This window comes from Bifidobacterium phasiani (genome assembly GCF_019331775.1).
Lineage (GTDB): Bacteria > Actinomycetota > Actinomycetes > Actinomycetales > Bifidobacteriaceae > Bifidobacterium > Bifidobacterium phasiani.
The window spans coordinates 38,649-50,870 of the sequence record NZ_JAHBBD010000014.1 but is presented as its reverse complement, the minus strand read 5'-3'; the positions used below and the strand labels follow the sequence as shown (position 1 = coordinate 50,870).

The following is a 12,222-nucleotide window of genomic DNA, read 5'->3' as shown; positions in this document are numbered from 1 at the left end:
CGGGCCGGCGGCGCACGCCCGGACCGGCTCAGGCGCGCGTCGAATCGCGCCGGTGCAGGTGCGGTTCCAGCATCGTGACGCTGTTGACGTAGCCGACCGGGTTCTCGATCGCGTCCAGCAGCTCGGTCATGGCCTTGCGGCCCATGTCGGCGCCCGGGGCGTCGACCGTCGTCAGCTGCACCGGCGCGGTGTGCGACAGCCGCACCCCCTCGCACCCGATCACGCCGACGTCTTCCGGCACGCGCAGCACGCCTCCGTCGACCAGCGCGCGGATGACCCCGACGCCGAGGTGGTCGCTGGCGGCGATCACGCCGTCCGGCACCCCCTCGCCGCCCTCGGCGCGCCGGGTCAGGGCGGCGCCGACCTTGTAGCCGTCCTCCACCATCAGACCCTGCGAGTCGATAAGCTCCAGCGACACCGCGCCTCCCCGGCGCTCCACCGCACGGCGCACGCCGGCGTACCGCTCCTGCACGGCCTGGTAGTCGAAGGAGTGCGCGACGAACGCCAGCCGGGCGCAGCCGGTGCGGATCAGCTCCTCGGCGGCGATCATGCCGGCCGAGAGGTTGTTCTCCAGGACGCTGCTCACCGGCACCGTCGACAGCGGATCCGCATGGTCGACCAGCACGACCCGCACGCCGGCGGCATGCGCGGCCTCGACGTCGCGCCCCGAGCCGGTGACGCTGCTCAGCACGATCCCGGCGCACCCCATCCGCACGAACATGCGCACCAGCTCGCTCTGGCGGCTCGCGTCCGAGGAGGCGTTGGCGCCGACGACCTGCATGTCGTTGTCCTCGCACACCTCCTGGATGCCCTCGAACACGTCGGTGAACAGCGAGTGCTCGATGTCGGTCATCACGTAGCCGACCAGCCCGCCGGCCGGCGAGGCCTGCCGCTGGGCGCGCCCCTGCCGCGGCACATACCCCAGCTCGTCGATCGCCGCCTTGATCTTGGCCTTGAGCGTGTCGGACACGCGGTCGGGATAGTTCAGATAGTTCGACACGGTGCCGATGGCGACGTCGGCGCGCTTGGCGACGTCGGAGACGCCCACGCGCTTCGAGCCCTGCGCGCGCGGCCCGCGATCCGCTGACGACATATACCCCTCCTGCCCCGTGGGAGCCGGCCGCGACGGGCCGGCGTTTGAACGTTCACCATCCATCGTAGGGCACCACGCCGGCATATCGCCGCATTGGCCGCGACACGCCGCCAACAAGATTTCAACAATTTTTCAATCCTGATTTGAAATTTCAAAACAGCACACCTATACTCGACATCAGCGGGAACAACGGCCATCCGGCCCGCCACCAGCGGAAAGAGCCGGCCGCGCCGCTCGCGGGCACTGATTCCAAACCGCCTGCTCGATGCCGAGCGTTGGACACCAGACGATTTGAAATGAGTTGAAAATATTGAATTTCATGTTGCGCCGCCGCAGCATCGCGACGACGCCGCAGGAAAGGAACGGAGAATGACCTCGTCACAGAAGCAAAGCAGGGGACTCGGCCGCTACATGTCGCTGGCCGTGGCCGCGGGCGTCGGCTCGATGCTGGGCTCCGGCATCATCGTCGGCCTGTCGTCCACCATCACCGTCTGGCAGAACGGCCTGGGGCTGACCACCGGCCAGGTCGGCATCCTCTCCGGCGTGCTGACCTTCGCCATCGGCTTCGGCTCGCTGTTCGGCGGGCGCATCGCCGACAAGATCGGCCGCGTCCTGTTCTTCAACTGGATCAACATGTTCTACGCCATCGGCGCGGCGATCTGCATCTTCGCCAACAACTTCGCGATGCTGCTCATCGGCCTGGTCATCGCGGGCTTCGCCTCCGGCGGCGACCTGCCCGTGTCGATGACGGTCGTCTCGCACGACGCCCCGGACGAGCACACCGCCGCACGCCTGGTCTCCACCACCCAGGTGTTCTGGCAGGTCGGCGTGTTCATCTCCTACATCTGCGCGTTCCTGGTCTCCACGATGTCCGGCGCCGCCGGCGGCCGCGTCGTGTTCGCCATCCTCGCCGCGTTCGCCGTCGTCGCCTGGCTGTGGCGCGTCGCCTCGCCGACGTTCCGCCGCTTCCACGAGGAGGCCGACGCCCGCGACGCCGCCCGCCCGGCCGCCGCGCAGCCGCAGGGCAAGGTCTCGGTGACCTCCGTGCTCTTCGGCGCCGACAGGAAGGTCCTGCTCACCTTCTTCCTGGCGATCACGGTCTTCTACGTGGGCTGGAACCTGCTGGCCAACACCTGGGGCCAGTTCCAGACCTACATGTTCTCGCAGGCCGGCGCCTCGCAGTCGCTGGCCACCGGCCTGGGCATCATCCTCAACCTCGTCACGCTGGTCATCAACATCGTCTTCGCCTCGATCTCCGGCGGCAAACACCGCAACAAGGCGTTCTTCGTCGGCATCGTCATCAGCTTCATCGCCATGGTGTGCATGGCCATGGGCGGCACGAACCTGTGGGTGCTCGTCGCGGCCACCGCGTTCATGAACCTCGGCTCCCCGCTCGCCGGCGAGGCGCTGTACAAGGTCTGGACCCAGGAGAGCTTCCCGATCGAGATCCGCGCCTCCGTCCAGGGCTTCATCAACGGCTTCTCCCGCCTGTGCTGCGGCCTGTTCGCGCTGATCACCCCGGCGCTCGTGATGCCGGACACCATCCAGGTCACGATGTGGGCCTTCGCCGGCATCGTCATCGTCGAGGCCGTCGCCGGCACCATCATGGTCGTCTCGCAGAAGAAGCACGGCACCGACGAGCAGCGCCAGGCCCGGCTCGCGGCCAGGCAGGCGTAGCGGACGCCGCGGGGCCGAACCCGCGACCACGCACGCGGCCGCGCGCGAGAAGAGGAGCCGGGGCCGGTCACCCACGGCGCCGCGCGGCCGCCCGCCTCCGTCGTCCGGGCGTCCCTCTGCCCGCCCGGACGGCGCCGACCACCCACCCTGTCCCGAGGGGCCGGTAAGCCCGTCATCGAGGACGCCGACCCCTTCCGCGAACGAACCGACACACCACCCAGACACCCGCATACTCACGAAAGGAGCAGCAATGGACGCTGCACCTGAAACCACCCCCGACTACGCCATCGAACACCTGCGCGTGGAGCACTACAACGGCGACGTGCTCGGCATCGGCGAATCCCAGCCGAGGCTGTCCTGGAACTACACCGCCACGCCCCCGGCCGACGCCCAGCTCAAGGTGAGCGTGACCCGCCACGTCCTCGGCGGCCGGACCGTCACCGAGGAGACCTACCTGCCGGCCGAGCCCAGCACGCTGGTGCCCTGGCAGTTCCTGCCGCTGGCCTCCAAGGAGGAGGTCCTCGCCACCGTGCAGCTCGTCACGCCGAACCACCAGCCGCTGGGCGAGCCGAGCGCGACGCTGCGCTTCGAAACCGGCATCCTGGACTTCTACGACTACTGGGCCGACTTCGTCGGTCCCGCATGGCCCGAACCGCAGACCGACCACCGCCATCTGCCGCTGGTGCGCACCGAGATCGACCTCAGGGACAAGCCGGCCCGCGCCCGCCTGTACCTGACCGCGCTCGGCGTGGTCGAAGCCGAGATCAACGGCGAGCGCGTCGGCGACGACGTGCTGTGCCCCGGCTGGACCGTCTACGACAAGCGGCTGGAATGCTGGACCTACGACGTGACCGAGCAGCTGGAGGCCGGCCGCAATGCGCTCGGCTTCTGGCTGGGCGACGGCTGGTACCGCGGGCGCCTCGGTTTCGACGGCGGACGCGTGAACTTCTACGGCGACCGCATCGGCGTGCTCGCCCAGCTCGAGATCGAGTACGGGGACGGCACCACCGACAGCGTGTGTTCGAACTCGTGGGACGGCACCTGGAAGGCCGCGCCCGGCCCGATCGTGTGCTCCGACCTGTACGAGGGCGAGCATTACGACGCCCGTCTCGAGCAGCCCGGCTGGTCCGAACCCGGCTTCGACGACGCCGCCTGGACGCCGGTCGCCGAGGTGTTCTACGAGCCGCAGCGAATCGAATGCCCCGAGCTGCCGCCGATCCGCACGCGCGAGTCGCACGCGCCCGTCAGCATCGCGCAGGTCGGGGGCACGCGCCGTGACGACGGCACCGCCACCTGGCTGATCGACTTCGGGCAGAACTGCTCGCAGCGCATGCGCGTGCGCATGCACGGCCTCGGGGCCGGTCAGTCCGTGACGATGCGGCACGCCGAGGTGCTGGAGCCCGACGGCTCGTTGGCCACCCGCACGCTGCGCCGCGGCCAGCAGTGCGACGTGTACACCTCCAACGGCGCCGACGCCTGGTGGGAGCCGCGGTTCACGATGCACGGCTTCCGGTACGCGACCATCGAGGGCTGGCCGGGCGAGCTGACCGCCGAGGACATCGACTGCCGCGTCTACCACACCGACATGGAGCGCACCGGCTGGTTCGACAGCTCCGACCCGGCCCTCAACCGCCTGCACGACAACGCGCTGTGGTCGATGCGCTCGAACTTCCTGTCGATCCCGACCGACTGCCCGCAGCGCGACGAGCGCATGGGCTGGACCGGCGACATCGACCTGTTCGCGCCGACCGCCACGTACCTATACGACACGCAGGGGTTCCTGGTCAACTGGCTCAAGGACGTGCGCAACGAGCAGCTCGCGTGGGGCACGGTGCCGTTCTACGTGCCGTTCGTGCCGCTGCGCGTGTGGGCGATCCCGCAGGCGATCTCGATCTGGGGCGACGCGGCGGTGGCCGTGCCGTGGGCGCTGTACATGGACGGCGGCGACACGCGCGTGCTGGAGAAGACCTATCCGCTGGTCACGGCGTGGATCGACGAGGTCGCCGGCTACCTGTCCGAGGACGGGGTGTGGGACCGCGAGCCGCGCTACAGCCTCGGCCAGCTCGGCGACTGGCTCGACCCGACCGCGCCGCCGGACGATCCGACGCAGGCGGTGACCGACAAGGTGCTGGTGTCCACCGCGTTCTTCGCGCGCAGCTGCCGGCAGGCCGCCGACATCGCCGAGGCGCTGGGCCATGCCGAGGACGCCGAACGGTTCGCCGCGCTGCGCGACAAGGTGACGAAGGGCTTCCTCGATAGGTTCACGAACCTCGACGGCACGATGACCTCCGATACACAATGTGCGTATGCGCTGTCCATCGCCTTCGGCCTGCTCGACGGCGAGCCCGTGCGCAGGATCAAGGCCGGCAACCGCCTGGCCGAGCTGGTGCGCGAATCCGGCGGCCGAGTGAGCACCGGGTTCGCGGGCACGCCGTTCGTGCTGCCCGCGCTGAGCATGACCGGGCACGACGAGGAGGCCTACGGCCTGCTGATGTCCGACGCCTGCCCGAGCTGGCTGTACCAGGTGCGGATGGGCGCCACCACCACATGGGAGCGCTGGGACTCGATGCGCCCGGACGGCACGCTCAACCCCGGCGGCATGACCTCGTTCAACCACTACGCGCTCGGCTCGGTGTGCGAATGGCTGCATTCGCGCATCGGCGGCCTCAAGGCCCTCGAACCCGGATGGTCGAGGTTCGCGGTCTGCCCGCAGCCGGGCGGCGGCATCGACCACGCCTCGACCGCGCACCGCACTCCGCACGGCCTGGCGCGCTCGTCGTGGAGCGTCGCCGACGGCGTGATGTCGCTCGACGTGACCGTGCCCGTCGGCACGACCGCGGTGGTCGACGTCGCCGGGGCGCAGCCCGAGGAGCTCGGCGCCGGCACCCATCACCGCGAATACGCGCTGTGACGCCGCCGTCTTCCGCACAGTAGGCACATACGCGGTTCCGTAGGCACCCGTTTCGGGACTCCGACCGGCGGCATGTGGCTCAATGCCGGCGTTTCCGCCGCGCTTCGGCCCGGGGCCGCGCGGCGGATGTGCCTACGGAACCGGATAGGTGCCTGCCGAATGGCGTATTCGTCGTCCGGAACGGCTTCCGGGCGACGATGCGAACCATCCGCGCGTTCCGGGGCGCCTATCCATGCGGCCATGCGCCCCGGCCGCGCCTTCCCGCGGTGCGGGCAACGCCGCGGACATTCGCTTGTTTTCAGCCGCGCACGCGTATCGACGCGCGCGGCCATATCCGAAAGGACCATTCCCATGAGCCTCAACGATGAGGAGCGCGAGGCCGTCGTCGCCGACGACATCGCCCCGGACACCGGCCTGCCGATGCCCACCGGCCACAAGATCCGCTTCGCCGCCGGCATGATCGTCTTCAACATCCTGTGGATGACGGCCGGCACGGCCGCCTCGCAGGTGCTGCTGCCGAGCCGGTTCACCACCCTCGACATCGGCCAGCCGGAGACCGTGCTCGCCACGATGAACTCGGTGAGCATCATCTTCGCGCTGGTCGCCAACGTGGTGTTCGGCGCCCTTTCCGACAGCACGCGCAGCCGCTTCGGCAAGCGCACGCCATGGATCCCGCTCGGCGGCGTCGTCGCCGGCATCGCCTACTACATGACCTCCGTCGCCACGTCGCTGGTCGGCATCGTCGCCTGGTGGTCGGTGCTGCAGATCGGCGTCAACATCATGATCGCGCCCTGCGTGGCGATCCTCTCCGACCGCGTGCCCGCCAGGATCCGCGGCACGCTGTCCGCGTTCTACGGCGTGGGCCAGATCCTCGGCCAGTCGCTCGGCGCGCTGATCGGCGCCCAGTTCGTGACCAACGAGCGCGTCGGCTTCGTCATCGGCACCGTGATCTGGCTGCTCACCGGCTTCATCACCATCGTCATCATCCCGCGCGAGAAGTCCTCGCTCGGCGAGGGCGGCGAGCGGTTCAGCCTGCGCAAGGTCGTCATGCAGTTCCGGCCGCCGACCCGCAACGCCCGCGACTTCTACCTCGCGTTGGTCGGCCGCATGTGCCTGATCTTCGGCTACAACATGATCATGGCCTACCAGCTGTACGTGTGCATGAACCACATCGGACTCGACAACGAGGGCGCCGCCGGCGTGGTGGCCGAGATGGCGACCATCACGATGGTGGTCTCGCTGGTCACGTCGCTGGCGTCCGGGCCGATCTCCGACCGGCTTGGACGGCGCAAGCCGCCGATCGCCGTCGCCTCGGTCGTCATCGCCGCCGGATTCGCGGTGCCGTGGCTGGTGCCGACGTCGACGAGCATGCTCGTCATGGCCGGCGTGGTCGGCCTCGGCTACGGCATCTACATGGCCGTCGACCAGGCGCTGAACGTGGACGTGCTGCCCGATCCGGACGAGGCGGGCAAGGATCTGGGCATCCTCAACCTCGCCAACACGCTCGGCCAGGTCGTCGCGCCGATCATCACCTCGTCCCTGGTGATCGCGACCGGCTCGTACGCGGCGATCTTCCCCGTGGCGATCGCGGCCGTGCTGGTCGGCGCCGTGGTCATCATGTTCATCAGGAACACCCGCTGAGCGCGCGACGGGTGGCCCGCCGGCCGGCACGAAGCGGATGGCGGGCCACCTGTTTCGGCACCACCTCGACTATGTGTAGCGGATTTGAGGGTCTGCGGACATCGATATGCGCTACGTGAGGCATGCAAACGCGAAGACCCGGAGTACGGATGGCGGCATTCCGCGCCCGCCACTCCCGCAATGGCGGATGCAGTGCCTCACGTAATGCGGTTCGATGTCCGCAAGTTCTCAAATCCGCTACAGATAGTCGGGGTAACCATCTGGTCCGGTCATGCTCACGTCATTGTCTGCCGACCGGACGCCGGGCCAGCAGCCGGGGCACCGTGCTGTCGACGCCCATGAACCGCGCCAGGTCGCGGTCCAGCATCGCCGCGACCCGCATATATGCGGCGACGCCATCGCCGACGTCCAGACGATGCCGGACGTTGGGCATGGGAAAGCCACGCGCCAACGGCTCCTGATGCGCGCACCGGTTGCGCAGCTGCCTGACCACCTGCAGCTGGGACAGCACCCAGGAGCGACCATACCGCTCCCCCGCCATCCCGGCCTGCCGCCGGCCGCCCGGGAACGCGCGGTGCAGACCGTCGCGCCACAGGGAATCGAAATACGAGTTGAACAGGTTCACCCAGAACCCCAAGGTCAGTTCCGCCGTGAGGCTGGATCTGGTGACATCTTTCGCACGGCCGGCAAGGGACGTTTTGGCCATATGCAGGCCGCGTGACAGACGGCTTTGCGTGGCGAACACGGGCGACTCGAACCACCGGTCGCCCAGCAGGATCCGCAACTGCGTCTCTATCGAGTTGCGCAGCGCCAATTCGACGAGCGCCAGATCGCGCAGCACCGCATTGGACACGTCGCGGTCCCACAAGTACAGCCTCACCGCATCATCCGCGCGCCCCTGCGACTGGCCTCGGTAGACGGCCATGCGTTCGTCGGCGATGCAACGGCTCAGCGCCTCGGCGTAGCGACACGCGATATCGGACTCCGCGGCCCTCACGTTATCATGAACGTATAAGCCCCCGGGAACTCCTCTCCTGACTTGAGCAGTGATTGAGCCCGGGGTATTGTCTATTCGCCGTTCGTCCATCGCGTTGCCCCTGTCGATTCATCGCGTTCCGGCACGCACCAGCGCCGATGATTCGACGATAGGAAGGCTCGAACGCCAAGTCCACCCCGGGCGGCCGTTGTGGTCGAAGGGTTCGTGGTTATCCACAATGCGGCATGTCGTACCCCGCGCAGACGCGGGGGCCCGCTGCGCACGGACCGGACGCCGCGCGTTCCGGCCGTCCGCCGGACCGTATCTTGCCAAGGTGTAGCGGATTTGGGGGTCTGCAGACATCAATATGCGTTATGTGAGGCGGCATGGCGCCGGCGCCCCGGTCACCGTTGGCGGAATACCGCCAGTCATACTCCTGTTCTCCGTGATTCGATGCCACAGATAGCGCAGATCGATGTCCGCAATGCCTCAAAAGTACTACACATAACGCGAAAGGATCCGATCCGCCGGCGAACACCGTCCCGGGACGACCGCATACGGCGGGCGGCACCCCACCCATACGACAACGCCCGAACTCGCCGCCACGCGGGATCCGGAGCAGTAGCCACCGGCGTCGAGGATGTGGGCCCAAGCCCGTTGTCACGCGAAACTTCCGTCACGCTCCTGAACGTCGTGGCATTGTCGATGCCGCGAGCCCGCTGCCGCGCGGTACTTCAGCGACGCCACGCCGGACCGGTCGACCTTGCCGTCCCGAGTCCGTTGCCGCGCGGGGCTTCCGGCACGGCAACGGACTCGGGGGCGCGCGGTACCCAGCGCCGGCCCTAGGCGGCGCCCATCGGCAGGAAGACGGCCATCGACAGCACGAACATCACCACGACGCCGGTGATCATCGGCACGCAGGTGCGGCGGATGATCTCGAACGGGCTCCTTCTGACCGTGCCGGAGACGATCATGATGACGCCGGCCACCGGCGAGATCTGGCGCAGCAGGTTGCCGGCCAGGCTCATCGGCACGGAGATGGCCAGCACGTTGATGCCGGCGGCCGCGGCCAGCGGCACCATCAGCGGCACCATCGCGAAGAACAGCGCCGTGCCCGAACCGGACAGGATCACGATCAGCGCGCTCAACGCGACGAGGATCAGCGGCAGCACGAAACCGAGATTGCCGCCCTGGATGCCGGTCATCGCGCTCTGCAGCGCGTCGATCAGGCCGATCGACTGCAGGCCGACGACGAACACGGACGCGGCGACCAGCAGCGCGACCACCGGCATCGCGCCGCCCATGCCGGTGAAGAACGACTCGGTGCCGGCCAGCGTGGCGCGGGCGTCGCGCGTGCGCACGAACTCGCATGCGATCGCCACCACGAACGACAGGATCGAGGCCAGCTGGACGCTGATGCTGATCTGCAGGCCGGTGATCGAGGTGACCGCGAACACCACGAGCAGCATGATGATCGGCAGCAGCGGCAGGATCGCGTACACGGCGCGGTAGAGCGCGCCGCCCGTGACCTGACCGACCGACGCCAGCTCGATGTCCTCGTCGCCCATCGTCGTGGCGCGGCCGAGGCGCGCGTCGCGCCGGTCCATGAACCGCTGCCAGAAATAGTGGGCCACGGCCATGGCCAGCAGCGTCGGGATCGAGACGAGCACATGGTACCGGAACACGTACTCGCTGGCCGTGATGCCGGCGAACCGCGCGGTTTCGGCGAGCTCGGCGGCGATGGCGACGTTGTCCGAACCCAGCGGCGTGGGCATGACGGTGGCGCTGGTGGCCACGACGGCGGCGGCGCTCAACGTGCTCATGCCCGCCTGGCGCAGCACCGGGAACAACGTGGCCAACAGGATGATGGACAGGTTCGAGGCGCTCGGGACGACCAGCGAGAGCAGGTTGCCCAGCAGGAACGTGACCGGCACCAGGACGTACGACGACTTGATGCGCCCGAGCGGCTTGGACAGCACGCTCACGGTGACCTCGTTGGCACCGATCTTCGACATGTAGGCGGTGTAGCCGCCCAGGATGAGCATGATGAAGCCCGCCGAGGTCAGCGTCTCGACGAACTGGTCGCCGACCGCCTTGAACGGGTCGAGCCAGGTCACGCCGCTGGACGCGAAGTCCGAGAACGCGATGGGCTTGCCCATGATCAGCGCCACATACATCAGCAGGATGCCGATCATGAACAGCGAGATCTTGATGTCCATCTTCTTGATGAGCATGAACACCACCACGGCGACCGCAACGATGGCCACCAGGTACATCGCGATCATTTCCATGATCTTCTTCTTTCTTGTCCATTCATGCGCGGCCTCTCCTCACTGATTGGCGGCACATCATGACGCAAAAGGGTAAGTTCATATTCCCCAATCATTTCCGTGAGACGGAAACAGGGTCGGCCCGGAACGTCCCGGACCGACCCATTAGGGAGGGAAGGAAAGTACAGCAAGTGTAGCGGCCTGGACCGGCCAAACCGCTACACAGCGTCAATGCATTCTCCGTAACGATCAGTACGGCAGAATCAGCACAGACAGGACGAACACCGCGATGATGCCGACGATGCTCGGAACGCTGGTACGCTTCAGGATCTTGGTCGGCGCCACATTCACCGTTGCCGCGACGATCATGATAACCGCAGCGACCGGCGAGATGCCACGGGCAAGGTTCGCGATAAGCTGCATCGGCAGGGAAATCAGGATGCCGTCGACGCCAGCCGCGGCCGCAATACCCGGGATCAGGGCGATGACGGCGTAGAACATGGCCAGACCGCCACCACTCAGGATACCGAAGAGGCAGGTGGCAGCGGCAAAGATCAATGCCACCATCAGTCCGGCGCCGGTCGACCCCTGGACGGAATTGGTCAGTGCATCGATCAGGCCCAGCTTCTGGATGCCGGTCGTGAACAGCGAACCGCCGACCACGAGAATAACCACCTGGCTGAAGCCCTGTCCCATGCCCTTGAACATCTCACCGGCGGACTCCTGCACAGCCTTGAAGGACTTGTGACGAATCGTCTCGGTAATCAGCGCGACGAAGAAGGAGATAAACGTCAAGACGAAAATATCCATCGTCAGACCGTCGATGAACATCGCGGCGATACCGACACCGAGGATGAGAATCAGCGGCAACACGGGGAAGATGGCATAGTACTTCGGCACGGAAACGGTCTCTTGCTCCTGCAGGTTCGCATCCTCCAGACCGATGTACGCCGCGGAACCTTCGTGCTTATCGCACCACGCCTGCCAGAAGAAGTGGGCGACGCCCATGATGAGCAGTGCAGGAATGGAGACCTTGGCATTCCAGGCGACGTAATCGAGCAGGTTGTAACCGAGAGTCTCAGCGGCAATCACGTTATCCGCGCCAAGCGGGGTGGGCATGATGGTCGCGGTACAGGCGATCACGCCAGCCGCGGTAAGCGCAGAAACACCGGTACGCACCAGAATCGGGTACAGGATCGACATAAGGATGATAGCCAGGCTGGAAGCGCTCGGGACGACCAGCGACATCACGTTGCCCAGCAGGAACACGGCCGGCACGAACAGCGCCTTGTGCTTGATGTGCTTCAGCGGCTTGACCATGATGTCAACAGCCATCTGGTTCGCACCGATCTTATTCATGTACGCCGAATAGCCGAACAGAATCATGATGACCAGGCCGGCCGAGCTCAGCTGGCTAATCACGGTGTCCTTGAGCTGCATAAACACGTCGAAGAGACCGAAACCGGTTCCGGCTCCGTCTTCATACAGCGGGTGGCCGAGAGCCCATGCGCCCATCAGCAGCACCAGACCGCCGATGATGAGGCTCAATGCCGGGTTGTATTTCTTAATTATGAGGAAGCCGACTGCGACAAGCGCAACGACGACCAAGATGATTTCGGCAATCATCTAGTTCTCCTTTATTCTTTTCTCTGTT

Annotated in this window: 7 protein-coding genes; 3 read left to right on the top strand and 4 right to left on the bottom strand. The window is 66.9% G+C overall.

Annotated features, from left to right (window positions below; all coding sequences use genetic code 11):
* Positions 1–28: 28 nt before the first annotated feature.
* The gene (locus KIH73_RS06895; RefSeq protein ID WP_219081908.1) at positions 29–1,093 is read right to left on the bottom strand and encodes a LacI family DNA-binding transcriptional regulator; all 1,065 of its coding nucleotides are present in this window, start codon (positions 1,091–1,093) and stop codon (positions 29–31) included.
* Positions 1,094–1,462: 369 nt separating this feature from the next.
* On the opposite strand from KIH73_RS06895, the gene KIH73_RS06890 reads away from it, so the two are divergent.
* The 3 genes from KIH73_RS06890 (at position 1,463) to KIH73_RS06880 (ending at position 7,322) form a co-directional block, all read left to right on the top strand.
* Positions 1,463–2,770, top strand: coding sequence for an MFS transporter (locus KIH73_RS06890; RefSeq protein ID WP_219081906.1), 1,308 nt, complete (start codon positions 1,463–1,465; stop codon positions 2,768–2,770).
* Between the two features lie 250 nt (positions 2,771–3,020).
* A complete protein-coding gene (locus KIH73_RS06885; protein ID WP_219081903.1) occupies positions 3,021–5,681 on the top strand; it encodes an alpha-L-rhamnosidase in 2,661 nt (886 codons plus the stop codon).
* A 351-nt stretch (positions 5,682–6,032) separates the two neighbouring features.
* Positions 6,033–7,322, top strand: coding sequence for an MFS transporter (locus KIH73_RS06880; RefSeq protein WP_219081901.1), 1,290 nt, complete (start codon positions 6,033–6,035; stop codon positions 7,320–7,322).
* A 280-nt stretch (positions 7,323–7,602) separates the two neighbouring features.
* Here the strand turns inward: KIH73_RS06880 and KIH73_RS06875 are convergent, their stop codons facing one another.
* The 3 genes from KIH73_RS06875 to dcuC (KIH73_RS06865) all read right to left on the bottom strand — a co-directional run bounded on the left by KIH73_RS06875 (position 7,603) and on the right by dcuC (KIH73_RS06865) (position 12,194).
* A complete protein-coding gene (locus tag KIH73_RS06875; RefSeq protein ID WP_219081899.1) occupies positions 7,603–8,319 on the bottom strand; it encodes an Abi family protein in 717 nt (238 codons plus the stop codon).
* Positions 8,320–9,140: 821 nt separating this feature from the next.
* Positions 9,141–10,589 carry a C4-dicarboxylate transporter DcuC gene (dcuC, locus tag KIH73_RS06870; RefSeq protein ID WP_219081897.1) on the bottom strand — a complete coding sequence of 483 codons (1,449 nt, stop codon included), beginning with the start codon at positions 10,587–10,589 and terminating at the stop codon, positions 9,141–9,143.
* 228 nt (positions 10,590–10,817) lie between these two features.
* Positions 10,818–12,194 carry a C4-dicarboxylate transporter DcuC gene (gene dcuC / locus KIH73_RS06865; RefSeq protein WP_219081896.1) on the bottom strand — a complete coding sequence of 459 codons (1,377 nt, stop codon included), beginning with the start codon at positions 12,192–12,194 and terminating at the stop codon, positions 10,818–10,820.
* Positions 12,195–12,222: the final 28 nt, after the last annotated feature.